Raw genomic sequence first — 19904 nt, 5'->3', positions numbered from 1 at the left:
GCAGCGGGAAAACCCGAGGGGGGAAGGGGCGTGCCCGTGGATGCCGGGCACGCTGCTGACGGTCTGGTCAGCTCAAACTCACATGCCGGCTCAACAGCGCCCGCAATGCCGCAGGCTTGACCGGTTTCGGCAGGTAATCGAGTCCGGCGGCATGCACCTGGGCAATCAGTTCCGGGCGGCCATCGGCGCTGATCAACACGCCTGGCACAGGCTGGCCCAGTCGGGTACGCAGCCAGGCCATCAGTTCGGTACCGATCTCGCCTTCGTCCAGGTGGTAATCCACCAACGCCAGTTCCGGGCGAACGCCGCTGTCGAGCAGGCTTTCGCACTCTTCACGGTTGCGTGCAGTCCAGACCTGGCAGCCCCAGCGTGACAGCAGGCTGTCCATGCCGATCAGGATGCTGTCTTCATTGTCGACGCACAGCACCTGAGTACCGTTCATGACAAAACGGCTGGGTTCGACCGGAGCGCTGGGCTTGAGTGTCAGCGGCTGGGCCAGAGGGACCGTGACGCTGAACTGGCTGCCCTTGCCGGGCCATGAGCGGACCTGAAGCGGGTGATTGAGCACCTTGCACAGACCGTCGGCAATCGCCAGCCCCAGCCCCAGGCCTTTGGCAGCGTGGGTCTGGTGGCTGTCCAGGCGTTTGAATTCCTCGAAAATCACTCGCTGTTTATCTTCGGGAATGCCGGGGCCACGGTCCCAGACTTCCAGACTCAGATGATCGCCATGACGCCTGACGCCCAGCAATATCGGGCCTTTGGCGTAGCGGAAGGCATTGGTCAGGAAGTTCTGCAGGATACGGCGCAGCAGCTTGATGTCGCTGTCGATCCGCAGTTCGCTACCTTTTACCCGGAACTTCAGGCCGCGCTCCTGGGCCAGCGCCTTGAACTCTGCGCCCAGGGTGTCGAACAGGGCATTGAGGGCAAAGGGTTGCCGGTCCGGTGTGACCTTGCCGTTTTCCAGGCGCGAAATATCCAGCAGGTCGCTGATCAGGTCCTCGGCCGAACGCAGGGAGCTGTCCAGGTGCTGGATCAACTGTTGGGCCTCGCTGGAAATGCCTTCTTCCTGATGGGACAGCGCTGCGGAGAACAGCCGGGCGGCATTCAGCGGCTGCATCAGGTCGTGACTGACCGCCGCCAGGAAACGGGTCTTCGAGGCACTGGCCGCTTCGGCCGTACCTTTGGCCTCGGTCAAGGCCTGGTTCAGTTGCGACAGCTCGTGGGTCCGTTCGGCGACCCGTTGCTCAAGGCTTTCATTGACGCCCTTGAGGGCCTGTTCGGCGTCGCGGAAGGCCGTGATGTCCGTGAAACTCATGACGAAACCACCGCCCGGCATCGGATTGCCGATCAGTTCGATCACCCGTCCATTGGGAAACAGGCGTTCGGACGTATGCGCCCGACCCTGACGCATCCAGTGCAGACGGCGGGCAACGTGAACTTCAGCTTCGCCCGGGCCGCACAGGCCGCGCTCGGCGTTGTAGCGAATGATGTCGGCAATGGGGCGTCCGACACCGATAAGCCCTTCGGGGTAGTTGAACAGTTCCAGATAACGGTGGTTCCAGGCCACCAGCCTGAGGGACTGATCGACCACGCTGATGCCCTGGGTGATGTTCTCGATGGCACCTTGCAACAGAGCCCGGTTGAACTGCAGGACTTCGGACGCCTCGTCGGCGATGCGCACGACGTCTTCGAGCTGCATGTCCCGGCCTTCGATGGCAGCCTTGACCACGGCCCTGGCCGACGACGTCCCCAGGACCCCGGCCAGCAGCCGTTCGGTATGGGCGATCCATTCACCGTTGGCGTTCTGGTTCGGGTTGAACTCCTTGCCCTGACGATAGGCAAAACGCACGAAGCTCTGCCGGGCGCGCTCTTCACCCACGAAGCGTGATGAAAGGCTCAGCAGGTCCTCGACCTGCACGGCCAGCAATGGACGGCTGCCGGGGCGCACATGGGTTTCCTGGCCAATGAAGCGGCTCGCCTGCCAATGCTCAGACACTCGGGTACGCGACAGCATCGAGGCCCAGACGAACAGCGTGCAGTTGCCGACCATCGACAGCACCACACTCTGGGTCATGGGCGTGATGGGCAGGTTGAACGGGTTGCTGTGCAGCCAGTTCAGCAGGGGGAAATTATCCAGCGACCAGTCCATGCCGTGGGCCACGACGGGCAGCACCAGGGTGTAGAACCAGATGAAGATCCCGGCTGCCAGCCCGGCGAATACACCGCGGCGGTTGGCCTGTTTCCAGTACAGCGCGCCAAACATGGCCGGGGCCAGTTGGGTGATGGCGGCAAAGGCGATCTGCCCGATGGTGGCCAGGCTCGCGGTGGAGCCGAGCATACGGTAGCTGACATAGGCCAGCAGCAGAATCATCACGATGCTGATGCGGCGTACCGACAGCATCCAGTAGCGAAATGCCTCGAACGGGCGCTCGGCATTCTTGCGCCGTAGCAGCCAGGGCAACAGCATGTCGTTGGAGATCATGGTCGACAGCGCAACACTGGCGACGATCACCATGCCGGTGGCAGCCGACGCGCCCCCGATGAACGCCAGCAGCGCCAGGGATGGATGAGCGTGGGCCAGCGGCAGACTGATGACGAACGAGTCGGGCAGCATCGAGTCGGGCAGCATCATTTGCCCGGCGAGGGCGATGGGCACCACGAACAGGGCCGCCAGGGCCAGATAGGCCGGGAATACCCACTTGGCCAGGCGCAAGTCCTGAGGCTCGATGTTTTCCACGACCGTGACATGAAACTGCCGGGGCAGGCAGACAATCGCCATCATTGCGACGCCGGTCTGCACAATCATGGCGGGCCAGTTGATGGTTTCCTGCCAGTATTCTTCAAGGCGCGGTGCGAGCCGTGCCTGGCTGAACAGGTCATCGAAGCCGTTGTACAGCCCGAAGGTGACGAACACGCCGACGGCCATGAACGCCAGCAATTTCACCAACGCCTCAAAGGCGATCGCCAGCACCATGCCGCGATGGTGTTCGGTGACATCCAGGTTGCGGGCACCGAACACGATGGTGAACAGGGCCAGAATCAGCGACACCACCAGCGCAGTGTCCTGGCCGCCGGTCCCGGTGGAGTCGGCACCCGCACCGATCAGGATATCGACCCCCAGCACGATGCCTTTGAGCTGCAAGGCAATGTAAGGCAGCATGCCAATCAGGCAGATCAGCGCCACCATGATCGCCAGTGGTTGCGACTTGCCGTAACGCGCGGCAATGAAGTCAGCGATGGAGGTGATGTTTTCCTGCTTGCTGATCAACACCATCTTTTGCAGCACCCAGGGTGCCAGCAGCATCAGGACGATAGGCCCCAGATAGATCGGCAGGAACGACCACAACTGCTCGGCAGCCTGACCGACCGCGCCAAAGAATGTCCAGCTGGTGCAGTAAACAGCCAGCGAAAGGCTATAGACCCACGCCCGCACCGTCGGGCGCAGGGAGGCGCTGTGCCGGTCGCCATAGAAGGCGATGGCAAACATGATGGCCATGTAGGTCAGGGCAACGGCCGCAATCAGCCCGCTGGACAACGACATATGAGTTTCCAGAATGCGTGGATAGTCGGCAGTCTCGCACGATGGCGGTCGTTCGTCTGTTTCGACCAAGGTCGAGCGTGGTGATATGTCGCATCCTTGAGATGAGGGGGCACGGCTCTCGACATCCGGAAATGTTATGTCTTCAATGTGGCCCGTATTGGATTCAGACCTTCCAATTGCCAACGCCATTCAGGACCACGGACGATGAGCCAACAGTCACAATTCAGCCTGCTCGGGAAACGACGTTTTCTGCCGTTTTTCATCACCCAGTCCCTCGGGGCATTCAACGACAACATTTTCAAGCAGTCGCTGATTCTTGCCATCCTCTACAAGCTGAGTATCGACGGTGACCGTTCGATCTACGTCAATCTGTGCGCGCTGCTGTTCATCCTGCCGTTCTTTCTGTTCTCGGCGCTGGCCGGGCAGTTTGGCGAGAAATACCCCAAGGATGCGCTGATCCGGCTCATCAAGCTGGCCGAGATCGGCATCATGGCGGTCGGTGCCGTCGGGTTCCTGTTCAACCATCTGTGGATGATGTTGTTGGCGCTGTTTGCCATGGGCACTCACTCGGCGCTGTTCGGGCCGGTCAAGTATTCGATCCTGCCGCAACATTTGCGGGAGCACGAATTGGTCGGCGGTAACGGTCTGGTGGAAATGGGCACGTTTCTGGCGATTCTCGCTGGCACCATTGGGGCGGGGATCATGATGTCCAGCGGTCATTACGCTGTCGTGGTGTCTATCGCGATTGTGCTGGTGGCGTGTCTGGGGTTCCTTGCCAGCCATGGCATCCCGAAAGCGCCTGCGGCTTCTCCGGAAATGAAGCTGAACTGGAACATCTTCACGCAGTCCTGGGCGACGTTGCGCATGGGCCTGGGGCAGACGCCGGCCGTGTCGCGTTCGATTGTCGGCAATTCCTGGTTCTGGTTCGTCGGAGCGATTTACCTGACCCAGATTCCGGCCTATGCCAAGGAGTGGATGTACGGCGATGAAACCGTTGTCACGCTGATTCTGACCGTGTTCTCCATCGGTATTGCACTGGGGTCGCTGCTGTGCGAGCGGATGTCCGGTCACAAGGTCGAGATCGGGCTGGTACCGTTCGGCTCCATGGGGATGACGGTGTTCGGGCTGTTGCTGTGGTGGCATTCGGGAAGTTTCCCGCAGAACGTGCAGGCCAACGACTGGCTGGCTGTGCTCTCTTATGGGCAAGGCTGGTGGGTGCTGCTGGATATTCTGGGGATCGGCGTGTTCGGTGGCTTCTATATCGTGCCGCTGTACGCCTTGATCCAGTCCCGCACGGCCGTGAAAGAGCGCTCGCGGGTCATAGCGTCCAACAACATTCTCAATGCGCTGTTCATGGTCGTGTCGGCGATCGTTTCCATCCTGCTGCTCAGCGTGGCCAAGCTGTCGATCCCACAGTTGTTTCTGGTGGTGTCGCTGCTGAACGTCGGGGTCAACGTCTACATCTTCAGGATCGTGCCCGAGTTCACCATGCGGTTCATGATCTGGATGCTCAGCCATACCCTGTACCGTGTCGAACACCGCAACCTGGAACTGATCCCGGAAGAAGGCCCTGCGCTGTTGGTGTGCAACCATGTGTCCTTTGTGGATGCGCTGTTGATCGGCGGTGCCGTGCGCAGGCCGATCCGCTTTGTCATGTATTACAAGATCTACCGCCTGCCGGTGCTCAACTTCATTTTCCGCACTGCCGGGACCATTCCGATTGCCGGACGTAACGAAGACGTCGAGATCTACGAGCAGGCGTTCAAGCGGATTGCCCGGTATCTGGCTGACGGTGAACTGGTCTGCATCTTTCCCGAAGGCAAGCTGACGCTCGACGGGGAAATCAGTGGCTTCAAGGGCGGAATGACGCGGATCATCGAAGAGACGCCTGTGCCGGTCATCCCGCTGGCGTTGCAGGGGCTGTGGGGCAGCTTTTTCAGTCGTGATCCGGACAAGGGGCTGTTTCGCCGCTTCTGGTCGAGAGTGACCCTGGTTGCAGGGCCGGCCATGGCAGCCGAGGTGGCGACACCTGTCGATGTTCGTGAGCAGGTGAAGCTGTTGAGGGGCGACGGACGGTAAGAGGTTTTTGAGAGGCTTATGTCAGCCTGGCTCCCGAAGGAGGGGGCCAGGCCGGTCATCTTATCAATGCTCTACAGGCTTGTTGCTCGCTGCCTGAGACGTGCCTTCTTCAGGCATTTTCCGGAAATAGGTCGAGAGCAGCGCTCCCGAAATGTTGTGCCAGACGCTGAACAGCGCGCTGGGCACGGCTGCCAGAGGCGAGAAGTGTGCATTGGCCAGCGCGGCACCCAGTGCGGAGTTCTGCATGCCGACTTCCAGGGCCAGGGATTTACGCTGTGGCAGCCGCAGTTTGAAGACCTTGCCAGTGAAGTAGCCCAGCAGGAAACCGAAGGTGTTGTGCAGGATCACAACGGCCATGATCAGCAGGCCGGATTCAGCAATTTTCGCCTGGCTGACGGCTACTACGGCGCAGACGATCATGACGATGCTGACGACCGAGACCAGTGGCAACACATCGACGGCATAGCTGACGCGTGCGCCCAACAGGCGCTGGGCAACGACACCCAGAACGATTGGCAGCATGACCAGTTGCAGGATCGATTCGAGCATGCCCAGGAAGGACACCGGCAACCAGGCCGAGGCCAGTAACCAGATCAGGGTGGGCGTCAGCAGCGGAGCGAGCAGGGTGGTCACTGCCGCAATGGCGACAGCCAGCGCCAGATCGCCCTTGGCCAGCCATGCCATGACATTGGACGATGTGCCGCTTGGGCAGCAGCCCACCAGAATCACGCCCACGGCGATTTCCGGTGGCAGATGAAAGATCTGACACAGCAACCAGGCCACGCCGGGCATGATTACGAAGTGGGCGACCACGCCCAGCGCGACACGCCATGGATTGCGTGCCACTTCGGAGAAATCTTCAAGCTTGAGGGTCAGGCCCATGCCGAACATGACCAGCCCCAGCAACGGGATAATCAAACCTTTCAGGCCGATGAACGCTTGAGGAAAGATGAACGCCAGAATGGTGAACAACAAGACCCAGTACGCAAACGTATTCCCTACAAAACGACTCAAGGCTACCAACGCCCGCATGGCTTGCTCCTTTTTCTTGTTTATAAAAAGAAACGCCGTCTATCTCTGTAGGCGGCGTTCTCATGCAGCACTGATTCAGCGGATCAGATCCCTTGCGGGATTTCCTCTCCGCCCAGTGCCTCGAACAGTTCCGGGAGGAACTCGCCGAAGGTCAGCATCATCAGGGTGAAGCTGGCGTCCAGTTGGCCCAGGGCTTCATCGCCGCCGTCCTGCTCGGCCTGATCCTGCAGCAAGTCCTCGAACTTCAGGCGCTTGACCACCAGCTTGTCGTCCAGCACGAACGACAGTTTGTCCTGCCAGGCCAGGGAAAGCTGGGTCACGACCTTGCCGGTGTTCAGGTGCAGCTGGATTTCATCGCTGGTCAGGTCCTGACGCTTGCAACGCACGATGCCGCCATCTTCGTGGGTGTCGCGCAGTTCGCATTCGTCCAGTACGAAGAAGTTGTCGGCGGCTTTCTGGGTCTTGACCCAGTCGGTCATGATCGCGCTCGGAGCGGTCTTGACGGTCAATGGGCGGACCGGCAGGGAGCCGATCACTTCACGCAGCGTCGACAGCAGGTCTTCGGCACGCTTGGGGCTGGAGGCGTTGACCAGAATCAGGCCCTGTTTCGGCGCAATGGCGGCGAAGGTGGCTGAGCGACGGATAAAGGCGCGAGGCAGGAAGGCCTGGATGATTTCATCCTTCAGTTGATCGCGTTCTTTCTTGTAGACCTTGCGCATCTGCTCGGCTTCGATCTCGTCGACCTTTTCCTTCAAGGCATCACGGACGACGCTGCCGGGCAGAATGCGTTCTTCCTTGCGGGCGGCAATCAGCAGGAAGTCCTGGCTGACATGTACCAGGGGAGCGTCTTCGCCCTTGCCGAACGGCGCAACGAAACCGTAAGTGGTCAACTCCTGGCTGGCACAAGCGCGGGCCGGTTTGGTCGCCAGTGCGGTTTCCAGCGCCTCGGCGTCAAAAGGTACATCCTGGGTCAGGCGATAGATAAGCAGGTTTTTGAACCACATGAGGTGAATCTCTCCTTCCATACAAAGGGGGGCATTATTCGCTGCTCCGCCTCCGGGGCCAACCCTGCGCTAAGCCTTTGGAAGGATTATAAAAATTATTTGAAAAAGTGCTTGCCAGAGTAGGGGGCGCTCCGTAGAATGCGCGCCACACCGAGAGTGAAGGGTGATTAGCTCAGCCGGGAGAGCATCTGCCTTACAAGCAGAGGGTCGGCGGTTCGATCCCGTCATCACCCACCAATCTCTCTTAGTGTTACGCGCAGCGGTAGTTCAGTCGGTTAGAATACCGGCCTGTCACGCCGGGGGTCGCGGGTTCGAGTCCCGTCCGCTGCGCCATATCTCGCTTCAAGGCCCTTGAACTCCTTGAAGCACACAGAAAAGCGACCTTAGGGTCGCTTTTTTGCTTTCCGGCCGTCTCGTTTTCCTCTTCTGTTCATACTCCTCCTGGCCTGGCGGCAATACCTTGCCTGTTTTTCAGAGCGCCATGTCATATCTGCCTATACATGTTTTCCCTTGGGCAGCCCCTACGCTGCGGATTTCATCCAAGGAATCTGCATATGCAAGCACTACGACGACGGACCCGGCGCTCGGTCCCTTATGCCTCTCATCCCGGTATGCCCGCGCTCAGTGAGCCTTTCGATGATCCCGATGAGCTGGCGCGTCATGTTCATGAGGTCATAGGGAGCAGGCGCGACCGGGAATACGGCGGCTTCATTATGGTTCGCAAGGATGGCAAGTACGTCGCCACCGAGCCGATGGCGGGCAAGACCTTTCAATTCGATCCCAATGAAGTCTTTCCGAGTCATGAAAAGGAGGGGTATGTCTTTTACCCGCTGGGTCATGAGGACTATGCGATCTATCATTCCCACCCTTCGTTTTCGGTCGGTCTCGATGCCTGGCCTGAGCATGAAAGGGACACGTACCCCAACGTTTTGTCCGTGGCCGACATTTATGCCGTGATCGACGACAGCGCCTACTGTCCCGTAACCTATCTTTCGGGGCCGGATGGCTCATTGATCAAATACACCCTGTCTCATTCCGAAGCTGAGAAAAAACTGTTCGCACGAGTGTCCGGCCCGGCTGACAGGCCTCATCTTTATGAGCTCAGTGAGCTGTACCGGGCCTTGCGTGCCCGAACGCTCATGCCTGGCGATGTGGTCCGGTTGCTGGCCGGGGCCGGGGATCTTCATGTGGTGGTGGCCAGTCGCCTGTGGGGCAAGCCTGGCAGGGTCGCGGATGACTGGAAGCCTTATCCTGAAATGCCTGAGCCGGTTGCCTGCGATGTTGTCTGGCCGCCCGCACCGTTGTCTCTGAGTCCCGAATTCGGCAGTGCCGATGAGGCTGCCCGTTATGTACATGCCCGGATCGGGGAGCGAGCCCATTCTCTGGCCGTCGGCTTTCTGTTGAGGGATCCCCGTCGTGGCATATATCGGGCCGCAGAGCCGGTGCTGCAGGACGGAAGCATGGTGTATGCACCCTGTTCAATATTTCATCCCGATGAGTATTACCGGCCCGCGTTGCCTGAGGGGTATCGCATCGACGGGATGTATTTTGCTCCGGATACCGTTGTTCCTGACGCTGCCCGGCAGGACGGGCGTCCTTTCTTTCAGCCGGACGATCTGCATCGCATGTTCGAGTATCGCTACGTGCCGACACGACGCTCGAAACTGATCCCCGTCCGTTATGGCTTCATAATGTCAGAGATCTATTTTTCATCCCCCGACGGGGCCTTGCTGGGGTATACGCCCAGCTGTTCGGATGAGGAATACCGGTTGCTCAGGCAGGTTTCACGGGCCTATTCAGGGGACGAGTCGGTGCAGGCGCGGCTGTCGGCGGGCACGCTCCGGTCATCGGATTTTGTCGACATGCTGGCCAGGGCAGGGCGTCTGCGGGTGATACAGATCAGTCGAAACTGGCCCAAAGCCGGGGTCGTGACCCCTTCCTGATCCGGTGCCGGAAACTGAACTGCGACTGAACGGTGCGGCGTAAACCGGAGAAAACCTTTATTTACCTGAACTTATCGCGCTTATGTGCCTCTCATGCCGGTAGCCATTGATCGCGGCGGCCTGATAAGCTCGCGGCTTTACTCGTTTGCCCTATTGGCGCATGGACAAGGAATTAGCATGAAACAGCATCGGTTGGCAGCGGCGATTGCCCTGGTCGGTCTGGTACTCGCAGGTTGTGATAAACAAGCCAGCACTGTAGAGCTGAAAACCCCGGCACAAAAAGCGTCGTATGGTATTGGCCTGAACATGGGCAAGAGCCTGGCTCAGGAAGGGATGGACGATCTGGATTCCAAGGCTGTGGCCCTGGGTATCGAAGACGCCGTCGGCAAGAAAGATCAAAAACTCAAGGACGAAGAGCTGGTTGAAGCCTTTGCTGCGCTGCAGAAGCGTGCTGAAGAGCGTATGGCCAAGCTGAGCGAAGAGTCGGCGGCAGCCGGCAAGAAATTCCTCGAGGAAAACGGCAAGAAGCCGGGTGTCGTCACCACCGCTTCCGGTCTGCAGTATGAAATCGTCAAGAAAGCCGACGGTCCTCAGCCAAAGCCGACTGACGTCGTGACCGTTCATTACGAAGGCAAGCTGACCGACGGCAAGGTGTTCGACAGCTCCGTCGAGCGCGGCAGCCCGATCGACCTGCCTGTTGGCGGTGTGATTCCTGGCTGGGTCGAAGGCCTGCAACTGATGCACGTCGGCGAGAAGATCAAGCTCTTCATCCCGAGCGATCTGGCCTACGGTGCCCAGAGCCCGAGCCCGATGATCCCTGCCAACTCGGTTCTGGTCTTCGACCTGGAGCTGATCGGCATCAAGGATCCGGCTGCTGCTCCTGAAGCGGAAGAAGAGCCGGCTCCGGCCAAGGCCAAGAAGTAATTCTCGGCTCCGTTGTCTGAAAACGCCCTGTCTCGACAGGGCGTTTTTGTATCTGGCGTATTTCCCGAACGCTTCGTTAGCCGTACAGTCCCACTATCATGGTGCGGCGAAGATTGTCCTACAGTCTGCATGAACACCTGTGGGCTAGCCGCGATAAACGTGTAAGTCAACGATTTCATAGGCTTTTTTTATGTGAGTAAAAAATGCCCGATTTAACCGGGACCCCCGTACGGCGGGGGGTTCAGGGATGAAACAGGCTGCTGTTCACAAGGTTATCCACAGCTTATGTGGATAACCTTGCAGGCAGTCAAAGGACTGGAGTCGTTTACGGACACCACCTTTTTAAACGGGAGTGAACATGAAAGCACCCTGGAACTTTATTCGTTACCTTCCCGGAGCCCGACGCCTGCTTGCAGCGGGTCGGCTGCCGGGCCTTCTGTTTGCCGTGGCGCGCAAGGGCGCCACCGAAGGCAGTCGCCTGGGCCGGATCAAGGAAGACCTGCGTTTGCTGCAGGCCCTGTGCCTGGCTTACTGGCGGGGCGAATACCGCGATATCAGCCCCAAGGCCATTCTGTCCATCGTCGCGGGGCTGATGTACTTCCTCAGCCCGCTGGACGCCATTCCTGACTGGATTCCGGGTCTGGGCATGTTCGATGACATTGCCGTGCTGGCCTGGATCATGAAGCACCTGACGGACGAACTGGATGCCTTTCGTGCCTGGCGTGAGCGACAGCCACCGGAGAAACTGGTCGTGGTCGAACGGCTGCCAGACACTCAGGCATTGCTGGAGCGGGAGGGACGCAAGGACTGAAGGTGTCAGGTCTGTTACACAACCTGTTGTCATCCACTGTTAATATGCCCGAGGCTTGGAGCCAATCTGTTCAAAATGTGTTTTCGTTCTGGGGGGAATGTATGGATCTTCAAGTGATTTCTCGTGATGGAGAGCCGGAGTATGCAGTTCTGCCGTGGGCTCAGTACCAGGCACTCCTGCAGGCGGCGGGGCTGACGAGCAAGGCACGCCCGGAACCTGCCCAGGCGACACCCGTCGCAAGCAGCGCCGATTACCCCGATTTCGACCAGTTGGCCGTTCTGCGTCAGGCCAAGGGGCTTGAGGCGGTCAACCTGGCCCGCTCGGTGGGCATCAGCCCCTCCTACCTGGAACTGATCGAGAACGGGACCCGGGAACCCGATGCCGCGATCAAGCGCAGCCTGGCATGGGAGCTGGGGCTTCCCGGCTGGAGAAGCCAGCCATGAGTGTACGCATCAGCCGTCAGCACTGGGATGGACTGTTGAGTGAATTGGAACATGCCCGCAGTCAGCGGCATCTGGTGACTTACCGGGCATTGCTGGAGCGTCTGCAATTGCCCAGCCCGGCCATGCTGACTCTCACGGCGGCCCTCGAGCATCTGGCCGCTCTGGACGTACAGGCCGAACAGCCATTGCGCAGTTCCCTGGTTATCAGTCAGGGCGCGAGCCGTTTGCCGCGTACCGGTTTCTTTGAGTGTGTCGAGCGGCTGGGCCGATTCTCCGGCCCCTCCGACGGCGTAGCCGCTGCGGCATGGCACGCTTCGGAAGTGGTCCGGGTATTCGAGTTTTCCTACCCTGATCCGTTGTAGGAGCGAATTCATTCGCGAATGAATTCGCTCCTGCCTGCTTGCATCAGGCGCTGGACAACAAGTCCACCCGTAGCGAGTCGATCACGTGCACGCTGGCACCCGTTACATCCTTGGCGAAGTGCTTGGCCTGTGAGGCGAGATCGGCCAGTTGGCTGGCATCCACCTGCGAGCAGCTTTCTTCATGCAGGTGCACGACCCCGATGGACAGGGACAGTAGCGGGAATTCCTGCCGTTGCCCCTGGCGGTTGAGGGCGATGAAGCAGCCGGACTCCAGGTGTTCTGCCCTGTAGAAGCGTCGGCACTGATTCTGGAAATCATCGAGCAGTAGCTGAAGGCGCTTTTCCCAGTCCTCGAACCCCAGCACCATCAGAAAATCATCGCCGCCAATATGGCCGACAAAGTCCCGGCTCGGGTCGATCCGGTCGTTCAGGCATTGCGCCAGACAGAGCAACACCTCGTCACCGCGGGCGTAGCCGTAGATATCGTTGAATGGCTTGAAGCTGTCGATATCGACATAGCAGATCATCGATTCGCGTTTCTGTTGCAGCAGGCGCGTCAGGCATTGCTGGATCGGCACGTTACCCGGTAACAGGGTCAGCGGGTTGGCGTAGCGGGCCTGCTGGATCTTCAGTTCGGTGATCAGCTTGAGTACGTCGATCACCCGTCCCAGCCCGACGTAGACACCATTGTTGGTGATGATGAAGTCTTCTTCGATACGCTGGCGGGCCCGACTGGTCAGCAGGCGGCTGACCTGTTGCAACGACTGGCTGACTTCCACGGCCAGGAAGTCATCGCTCATCAGGCGGCTGATCGGTTTACGGGCAAACAGCTCGGTACCGAAGGGTTTGAGCAGCACTTCGGACAAGGAGTGACGGTGAACGATGCCACAGGGCTTGTCGTCCTGATCCAATACGGCCAGAGAGTTGAGGTTCGCCTGTTTGCGAAAGGCCTCAAGCACATCGGCGGTGGGCGTTTCCTGGTTCACCGAAGGTTGCGGGTTGAGCAGGGCGCTCAGGTCGGAGGCATCTTCATTCAAGGAGGCGGTGGCCACCTCGGTCTTGGGAAGCATGGCCCGTGTGTCGCGAGGCGGCCGCTCCTGTGGCCGGGCCAGCAGGTAGCCCTGGACCAGATCCACACCCATGTCGGTCAGGGTCGCCAGCTCTTCCGGCAGTTCTATGCCTTCGGCGATCACGGTTGCCCGGGAGGCCTTGGCCATTTGCAGCATGGAGCCGACGAATTCGCGTTTGACGGCGTCCTGATGGATGCCGTCGATGAAGTGACGATCGATCTTCACATAATCGGGACGCAGCTCCGACCACAGCCGCAGGCTGGAATAACCGGCTCCCAGGTCATCGAGGGCGATGGAAAAACCCATGTCGCGATAATGGTGCAGAGCGTTGTACAGCAGCTCGAAATCGTCGGTTGGCATCTGCTCGGTCAGTTCGATCACGACATCTTTCGGGGCGATGTCATGACGTTGCAGCATCTCGAGCGTGCGCCCCGGTGGATGGGTGATTTCCAGCAGGGATTCGGGGGAGACATTGAGAAACAGCTTGCCGGGCAGTTTCTGCTGACTGAAACGGCGGCAGGCGCTTTCTCGGCAGACCAGTTCCAGTTCGCTGAGGCGACCGGCCTGGCGTGCCACGGAAAACAGGTTGATGGGGGAGTGCAGCTTGCTGTTGGAGGGGCCGCGAGTCAGGGCTTCGTAGCCGAGGATACGGCGCTCTGAAAGCGAGACGATGGGCTGGAACAGGCTTTGCAAATCACTACGAGCCAGAATAGAACTCAGTGCGCTCAACTGTTCGGTCATCGTCATGGCGGTCTCTTATTAAAAAGGGGCTGAACGCATGTGCGTCCAGCCCCATATTTCACGACAGCTTAATGACTGTTTGATGACAAATGCCATTAAATCGCCATTAATCGTAGGGCTTATTTCTTTGCCACTGACGCGCTCAGGCCCAGGTAGTCGATCAGAATCCGGCCGGTCTCTGCCAGGTAGGCATCGTCCTCGGGCTTGGTCTTCTCGTTTTCTACCGGCAATGCATCTTCGTCCTCTTTCTTCAGCTCCTTGAGCGGCTCTTCGCCCTTGGCCTTGCGGCGAGTGTTTTCAAGGGCCAGCTGCTTGCTTTCGATGGCGCTGTGTTCGGCACGACGGTCGGCTTCATTGAGGCTGACGGTCTTCTCGCTCATCAGCTTCTTGGCCAGGGCCAGGCGATCTTCGATGAACACAAACTCGGCGTTCTTGGCCGTGCGAGTGTCATGCCGTGCCTGCAACTGCGCCAGGAACGGTTTGAACGGATCGATGGCTGGGCGGATCGCCGGTTTGATGCTGTCCCACGGCATGGCTTCAGGCAGGGCGCTTTCACCGATTTCCTTGGTGTCGATCAACGACGGATAGGTGATATCGGGGACCACGCCCTGATGCTGGGTGCTCTGACCGGAAACCCGGTAGAACTTGGCCAGCGTCAGTTTCAGTTCGCCATGATTGAGCGGCTGAATGGTCTGCACGGTGCCTTTGCCGAAGGTCTGCCCGCCGATCACCAGTGCACGGTGATAATCCTGCATGGCGCCTGCGAAAATTTCCGAGGCCGAGGCCGAGAGGCGGTTGACCAGCAACGCCATCGGGCCTTTGTAGAAGGCACCCTTGGCTTCGTCTTCCAGTACGTCGACCTTGCCGTCGGCATTGCGCACCAGCACGGTCGGACCCTGTTCGATGAACAGGCTGGTCAGCTCGGTGGCTTCCTGCAACGAACCACCGCCATTGTTGCGAAGGTCCAGCACGATGCCATCGACGTTCTCGCTCTTGAGCTCGGTCAGCAGCTTCTTGACGTCGCGCGTGGTGCTCTTGTACTCGGGATCGCCGGCGCGGTAGGCCTTGAAGTCCAGGTAGAACGCGGGAATTTCAATGACGCCGAGCTTGTAGTCACGGCCATCCTGATTCAGGTGCAGGATCGACTTCTTCGCTGCCTGTTCTTCAAGCTTGACCGCTTCGCGGGTGATGGAAACGATCTTGCTGGTCTGGTCGTTCGGCGCGTTGCTGGCCGGGATGACTTCCAGGCGAACCACCGAGCCTTTAGGGCCGCGGATCAGCTTGACCACTTCGTCCAGGCGCCAGCCGATCACGTCGACCATTTCCTTGTCGCCCTGGGCGACACCGACGATCTTGTCGGCCGGAGCGACCTGCTTGGTCTTGGCGGCCGGACCTGCTGGCACCAGACGCACGATCTTCACGTTGTCGTTATCGCTCTGCAACACGGCGCCGATGCCTTCCAGCGACAGGCTCATGTTGATGTCGAAGTTCTCCGCGCTGTCAGGAGACAGGTAGTTGGTGTGCGGATCGTAGGACATGGCGAAGGTGTTGATGTACGCCTGGAAGATATCTTCGGCGCGGGTCTGGCCCAGACGTGCCAGTTGATTCTTGTAGCGCTTGGTCAGGGTTTCCTGGATTTTCGACGGGTCCTTGCCCGCGATCTTCAGGCGCAGGACCTCATCCTTCACGCGTTTGCGCCACAGGTCGTCCAGTTCGGCTTCATTCTTCGGCCATGCGGCGTCCTTGCGGTCTACCAGCAGGGTTTCCTTGGCATTGAAGTCGAGCTTGTCGACGCCCTTGTTCAACTCGGCCAGCACGAAATCCATACGCGCCTTCACGCGATCCAGATAACGCTTGTAGATGATGAACCCGGGGTTCAGGTCGCCGCTCTTGAGGAAATCATCGAACTGGGTCTGCCACTTGTCGAATTCGGTGATGTCGCTGGCCGTGAAATAGCTGCGAGCCGGGTCCAGAAGCTTCAGGTAGCTCTGATAGATGATGATCGAGCGTTTGTCGTCCAGAGGTGGCTTGCTGTAGTGATGTCGCTTGAGCAGCTCAACCACGTTGAGGCTGGCAACCACTTCGTCGCGGTCAGGCTGAAGGTTGTCCCAGCTGTTGGCGGCAAAGGTGCTGGCTGACATCGGCAAGACGCTCAGGCCGATAAACAGTGCAAGGGCGGTGCTTGGGAATAAGTGCTTCATGCTGATTCGACGTGGTGACAATTGATAACGCATATTAGGCCGTCTTTGAGGTCGCCGGTTCCTTCGGACCCGGCCGCATAATGCAAAAGCCCGGGCAAACGGCTTCGGGCTCAGTCTGGACTCACTATGGAGGCACTGTGAAGGCATTGCAAGGCGTCGAAGCATATGTTCCGGGGCTGAAGGCATCAGGTCAGGGAGTGGATGAAGAGTGCGTTCCTGTCCAGAGTGCCACGCCTGCCGCGTTACAGGATGCGATAGGCCGGTCTCTGAAGTCATTGGAGGGCATTGGTGCCAAATGGTGTCGATTCAGCCAGCATTCAGCTTTTGCTCAATGCATGCATTGTGAAAGTGGGGTCAGGCGGGCGGATGTATTCCATCAAAACCTCGCCTGATTCTGTTAGAGATCCTGCATCTGCTGGATCAGCGGTTCAGGAGCTGGAGCCGGCTCAAGGGCTCCATGCGTACCAGTTCAGGTTGTCCAGCAATACGGTGTCTGTGTTGTTCTTCAAAATTATCCGGAAATACAGGCAGGGCCAGGTGAAATCCTTTTGGTACCTGATGAAATCTACACCCGAGTGTAGTGGCTCTCTTTCGACCTCAGTCTCCATGATGTCGAAGAAGCTGATGTAGTTCTCATCTGAGTCCGCTCTTACATGAGATAAGGTCAGCCTTTCGATAAAGCCCCCGAAACCAAATAAGATATTGCAATTCGGTGCGAGCTGAAGCGTATGTTCGCTGAACGAGGGATAGGTATCTCTCACGTCCACAATGAATGCAGGGGCGCCGAATACCCTGAGGTGCGAGCCGTCCGAGCATGGCACATAAAGATCCAGTGGCAACTCCTCTTTCGGGAAGGTATGCCAGTTTTCGGCACCTGTGACAGGGTAATAAAAAATGATTCCCAGCGTTTCGATCGGGAGAGATGTCCGGGTCAGTCCGCCATCGAACGATATTTCCATGATCAGCCGCAGGTCACTGCCGCCCTTGAGTTTTTGCAGTTCACTCAATGCCACTTGGGTACTTTGGGCTGTAGCAGTGGTAATCGCGAAATCCTGCCAGGTCGGGTGATTCCAGTTATGGACCGAGCCATCATGGGCGGTGCCTTCAAAACGCAGCCAGATGCGCTGACCGATCGCGATGAACGGCCACACTTTCACGTTTAGATCGATATCCTTTACCAATCGCTGGACTGTCAGGGTCTTGTGCCAACTGGCTAGCGGGACTTCTGGCTTCGGCAGGGCAGACTCAGGTATCGGCTGTATTTTCAAGGGCAGAGGCTCGGATTCCTGTTCGTCTGTTCCTCGGGTAACGACATAAGTGATCGGGAGTGTCTTGCCCACACCCGATGCAATTGCATCGGGCGTGACGGTGAACTGCACGCTTGCTGCAGGATTGCCGGGTTGGGAAGGCGGATCGGTCACGTCCTCGTCGCTGTCCCAGCGTACGCGAATGCTGTCGGTATCACGCATGTCGGGGTAAGCCACCACCACAGTTGCACCTGCCACGCCCAGCATAGGGTCCAGCTCGCCGTTGGGCGCTTCTTCTACCATCGGCGCAGGCAGCACCAGGATATCGATGCTGGTAAATGCGACGAGCGAATAGCCCGACCAGTTGCCCACCCGGTCGCGGATCTCGTAATAGACCGTCAGGTTGTCACCGTTGCCAGCTGCTATTTGCAACGCGGCGCTGACAATAAGGGTTTGCGGCTTGCCTGCCTGATCCACAGGCAGTGGCGGATTTTCGACGACGAATTCGTTGCTCGTCCAGAACAGGCGGAGGACGTCGCCTTCCTGCATGTTGTCCCAGGCGGGGATGGTCAGCGTCAGGTCGGCTGGCATGTCGATATTCGAGGGCAGGTTTTCGACAGTCGCCAGGTTTTCATTGATGTAGGGCGTGTGGTTATCCGTATCGAGGCCACCCGGCACGCTGCGTTTGACCTGTACCTGGCGCACGGGAGAGTCCTCAGGTGCACCGCCCGCTGCGGGTGTGATCCGGTAGAACACCTCGGACACTTCCGGGTCATCGGGAATATCCTGAGGCAGCACTGAAAAGTCGATGGAGGGCCGGTCAGGGCTCGCGAGCAGATTCTGGATAACCTGGCCGTTCCACAGCAACTCGATGAGGTCGCCTTTGACTGTTGCCGTTGGTGTGATTGCGAACAGTGCTACACCTTTCAGTGGGTCTTTCAGATCGGCCCAGCCCAGCCCGTTTTTGCCGCCAAGGTCGATGGAAGGGATATGCAGGGCAGTCAGTTGCCCGGTTTGCTGGTTTTGTGGGGGTGAGGACGTATTCACGAATGGCTCCTTGCTGAGTGATAACCTCCTTGAAGTCTCCAAAATCCTTTCCGGAGTCCTGCGCTGCAGGAGTGCCAGGGGAGTATTTAATCGATGAACCTGCTTGTCACTGTCAGAAATGACAGTGCCGGACAGTCGGCAGATTAAAGGTCGCCCATTCGTGGACCCGGCCGCATAATGCAACAGCTCGGGGCGACAGCCTTGGGTTCAGTCTTGACTCACGATGGAGGCACTGTGAAGGCACTACAAGGCGTTGAAGGACGTGTGGAATGGGTCGAAGAGCCAAGTCCGGCCCTCGATGTAGGGCAGGTGCGTATCAAGGTGGCTGCTGCGGGCCTGAACCGGGCCGATTTGTTACAGCGTGCCGGGTTGTATCCGCCACCGCCGGGCGTCACGTCCATCATTGGTCTGGAGTGCTCGGGCGTGATCGACGAAGTCGGTCCGGGCACTTCCTGGCAGGTCGGGGACCGTGTCTGCGCGTTGTTGGCGGGCGGGGCCATGGCCGAAGAAGTGGTGGTCGATGCACGTCATGTGCTGCCTGTGCCTGAAGGGTTGTCGTTGCATGAAGCTGCCGGGATCCCGGAAGTCTATGCCACGGCCTGGTTGAACCTGTTTCAACTGGCGGGTCTGAAGCCTGGCGAAAAAGTCTTGTTGCATGCCGGGGCCAGTGGCGTGGGTTCAGCAGGTATTCAGCTCTGCAAGGCGTTCGGCAACCCGGTATGGGTCAGCGTCGGCTCGACCGAGCGTCTGGCGTATTGTGTCGAGCTGGGAGCGCAGGGCGGCGTAGTACGTAGCGACAGTCTGGAAAGTCTCAGTGACTTTGCACCGTTCGATGTGGTTCTCGACCCGGTCGGGGCCCATTACGCGGGGCTGAACGTCAAACTGCTCGGGCTCGATGGTCGCTGGGTATTGATCGGCCTGATGGGCGGGCGTGATGCCCAGCTGGATCTGGCTCAGGTTCTGGGCAAGCGTATCCAGATTCTGGGTTCTACCTTGCGTAGCCGTGATGAACAGTTCAAGGCTGATCTGCTCAGTGATCTGGGGCAGCATGTCTGGCCGCTGTTCACTGAAGGTCGTCTCAAGCCGCAACTGGCCAGGACTTTCCCGATCAAGGACGCCGAAGCGGCCTTTGCGGAGTTGGCGACCAATCAGGTGTCGGGCAAGATTGTGCTGGTGATTGATGAGAGCTTGAGCTGATGTAGGACCGGATTTATCCGGGAATGCATTTGTTCTGCCTGCGCGGGTGTGGGGAATGTATCGTTTCTCGTCAGTGGGCATATCCGGATTGGATGAAGCTTTTTCGCGGATAAATCCGCTCCTACGGGTTCCGCCTTTACGGCGGGCCCCTTTGTTTCGGCAAAGGGGCGAAACCATGGGCTCCGGTTCGGCCCCGCCTGACGGCGGGGTTCCCTTGCTCCGGCGTTGTTCCATGGGGCCGCGCCGATGGGCCATCCATGGCC

Annotated in this window: 13 protein-coding genes and 2 tRNA genes; 9 read left to right on the top strand and 6 right to left on the bottom strand. The window is 58.9% G+C overall.

Going from position 1 to position 19904, the window contains the following annotated elements; translation table 11 throughout:
• Positions 1-67 precede the first annotated feature (67 nt).
• Positions 68-3541 (bottom strand): NahK/ErcS family hybrid sensor histidine kinase/response regulator, encoded by a 3474-nt coding sequence (locus ACIPY9_RS20640; RefSeq protein WP_400705706.1) that lies wholly within the window; start codon positions 3539-3541, stop codon positions 68-70.
• 204 nt (positions 3542-3745) lie between these two features.
• Between ACIPY9_RS20640 and ACIPY9_RS20635 the strand changes: the two genes are divergently transcribed.
• Positions 3746-5620 carry an MFS transporter gene (locus ACIPY9_RS20635; RefSeq protein WP_400705703.1) on the top strand — a complete coding sequence of 625 codons (1875 nt, stop codon included), beginning with the start codon at positions 3746-3748 and terminating at the stop codon, positions 5618-5620.
• A gap of 63 nt (positions 5621-5683) precedes the next feature.
• Here the strand turns inward: ACIPY9_RS20635 and ACIPY9_RS20630 are convergent, their stop codons facing one another.
• Together ACIPY9_RS20630 and rdgC are read right to left on the bottom strand one after the other, a co-directional pair.
• Positions 5684-6652, bottom strand: coding sequence for a bile acid:sodium symporter family protein (locus ACIPY9_RS20630; RefSeq protein WP_400705700.1), 969 nt, complete (start codon positions 6650-6652; stop codon positions 5684-5686).
• 83 nt (positions 6653-6735) lie between these two features.
• The gene (gene rdgC, locus ACIPY9_RS20625) at positions 6736-7656 is read right to left on the bottom strand and encodes a recombination-associated protein RdgC (protein ID WP_117164134.1); all 921 of its coding nucleotides are present in this window, start codon (positions 7654-7656) and stop codon (positions 6736-6738) included.
• 161 nt (positions 7657-7817) lie between these two features.
• Here rdgC and ACIPY9_RS20620 point away from each other — a divergent pair.
• The 7 genes from ACIPY9_RS20620 to ACIPY9_RS20590 all read left to right on the top strand — a co-directional run bounded on the left by ACIPY9_RS20620 (position 7818) and on the right by ACIPY9_RS20590 (position 12139).
• A tRNA-Val gene (locus ACIPY9_RS20620) sits at positions 7818-7893 on the top strand.
• A 19-nt stretch (positions 7894-7912) separates the two neighbouring features.
• Positions 7913-7989: transfer RNA gene (locus ACIPY9_RS20615), tRNA-Asp, on the top strand.
• A 221-nt stretch (positions 7990-8210) separates the two neighbouring features.
• The gene (locus ACIPY9_RS20610; protein WP_400705697.1) at positions 8211-9599 is read left to right on the top strand and encodes a DUF4329 domain-containing protein; all 1389 of its coding nucleotides are present in this window, start codon (positions 8211-8213) and stop codon (positions 9597-9599) included.
• A gap of 177 nt (positions 9600-9776) precedes the next feature.
• Positions 9777-10523, top strand: a complete 747-nt coding sequence (locus tag ACIPY9_RS20605; protein WP_200999817.1) for an FKBP-type peptidyl-prolyl cis-trans isomerase — start codon at positions 9777-9779, stop codon at positions 10521-10523.
• 358 nt (positions 10524-10881) lie between these two features.
• Positions 10882-11334, top strand: coding sequence for a YkvA family protein (locus ACIPY9_RS20600; protein ID WP_400705693.1), 453 nt, complete (start codon positions 10882-10884; stop codon positions 11332-11334).
• A gap of 101 nt (positions 11335-11435) precedes the next feature.
• Positions 11436-11777, top strand: a complete 342-nt coding sequence (locus ACIPY9_RS20595; RefSeq protein ID WP_400705690.1) for a helix-turn-helix domain-containing protein — start codon at positions 11436-11438, stop codon at positions 11775-11777.
• Positions 11774-12139 (top strand): hypothetical protein, encoded by a 366-nt coding sequence (locus ACIPY9_RS20590; protein WP_400705687.1) that lies wholly within the window; start codon positions 11774-11776, stop codon positions 12137-12139. Before ACIPY9_RS20595 ends, ACIPY9_RS20590 begins: the two co-directional genes overlap by 4 nt.
• Positions 12140-12182: 43 nt before the next feature.
• Here ACIPY9_RS20590 and ACIPY9_RS20585 read toward each other — a convergent pair whose 3' ends face one another.
• From ACIPY9_RS20585 to ACIPY9_RS20575, 3 genes are all read right to left on the bottom strand, one after another.
• On the bottom strand, positions 12183-13955 hold the full coding sequence (locus ACIPY9_RS20585) for a bifunctional diguanylate cyclase/phosphodiesterase (RefSeq protein WP_400705684.1): 1773 nt from the start codon (positions 13953-13955) through the stop codon (positions 12183-12185).
• Between the two features lie 113 nt (positions 13956-14068).
• Positions 14069-16150: a carboxy terminal-processing peptidase gene (locus ACIPY9_RS20580; protein WP_400705681.1), complete on the bottom strand. Its 2082-nt coding sequence runs from the start codon at positions 16148-16150 to the stop codon at positions 14069-14071.
• A 446-nt stretch (positions 16151-16596) separates the two neighbouring features.
• The gene (locus ACIPY9_RS20575; RefSeq protein ID WP_400705678.1) at positions 16597-18444 is read right to left on the bottom strand and encodes a hypothetical protein; all 1848 of its coding nucleotides are present in this window, start codon (positions 18442-18444) and stop codon (positions 16597-16599) included.
• Between the two features lie 234 nt (positions 18445-18678).
• Here ACIPY9_RS20575 and ACIPY9_RS20570 point away from each other — a divergent pair, with 234 nt between their 5' ends.
• Positions 18679-19641, top strand: a complete 963-nt coding sequence (locus tag ACIPY9_RS20570; protein ID WP_400705675.1) for an NAD(P)H-quinone oxidoreductase — start codon at positions 18679-18681, stop codon at positions 19639-19641.
• Positions 19642-19904: the final 263 nt, after the last annotated feature.

Origin of the sequence: Pseudomonas sp. NPDC089734 (genome assembly GCF_044748865.1) — a bacterium.
Lineage (GTDB): Bacteria > Pseudomonadota > Gammaproteobacteria > Pseudomonadales > Pseudomonadaceae > Aquipseudomonas.
The sequence above is the reverse complement of the archived record's forward strand: the minus strand, read 5'-3'. Positions and strand labels throughout refer to the sequence as shown.

What these genes read in the sequence shown, in the direction of transcription:
- ACIPY9_RS20595 (WP_400705690.1), top strand. Translation starts at nt 11,436, where the DNA reads ATGGATCTTCAAGTGATTTCTCGTGATGGAGAGCCGGAGTATGCAGTT.
- ACIPY9_RS20635 (WP_400705703.1), top strand. Translation starts at nt 3,746, where the DNA reads ATGAGCCAACAGTCACAATTCAGCCTGCTCGGGAAACGACGTTTTCTG.
- ACIPY9_RS20585 (WP_400705684.1), bottom strand. Translation starts at nt 13,955, where the DNA reads ATGACGATGACCGAACAGTTGAGCGCACTGAGTTCTATTCTGGCTCGT.
- rdgC (WP_117164134.1), bottom strand. Translation starts at nt 7,656, where the DNA reads ATGTGGTTCAAAAACCTGCTTATCTATCGCCTGACCCAGGATGTACCT.
- ACIPY9_RS20630 (WP_400705700.1), bottom strand. Translation starts at nt 6,652, where the DNA reads ATGCGGGCGTTGGTAGCCTTGAGTCGTTTTGTAGGGAATACGTTTGCG.
- ACIPY9_RS20610 (WP_400705697.1), top strand. Translation starts at nt 8,211, where the DNA reads ATGCAAGCACTACGACGACGGACCCGGCGCTCGGTCCCTTATGCCTCT.
- ACIPY9_RS20640 (WP_400705706.1), bottom strand. Translation starts at nt 3,541, where the DNA reads ATGTCGTTGTCCAGCGGGCTGATTGCGGCCGTTGCCCTGACCTACATG.
- ACIPY9_RS20605 (WP_200999817.1), top strand. Translation starts at nt 9,777, where the DNA reads ATGAAACAGCATCGGTTGGCAGCGGCGATTGCCCTGGTCGGTCTGGTA.
- ACIPY9_RS20590 (WP_400705687.1), top strand. Translation starts at nt 11,774, where the DNA reads ATGAGTGTACGCATCAGCCGTCAGCACTGGGATGGACTGTTGAGTGAA.
- ACIPY9_RS20580 (WP_400705681.1), bottom strand. Translation starts at nt 16,150, where the DNA reads ATGAAGCACTTATTCCCAAGCACCGCCCTTGCACTGTTTATCGGCCTG.
- ACIPY9_RS20600 (WP_400705693.1), top strand. Translation starts at nt 10,882, where the DNA reads ATGAAAGCACCCTGGAACTTTATTCGTTACCTTCCCGGAGCCCGACGC.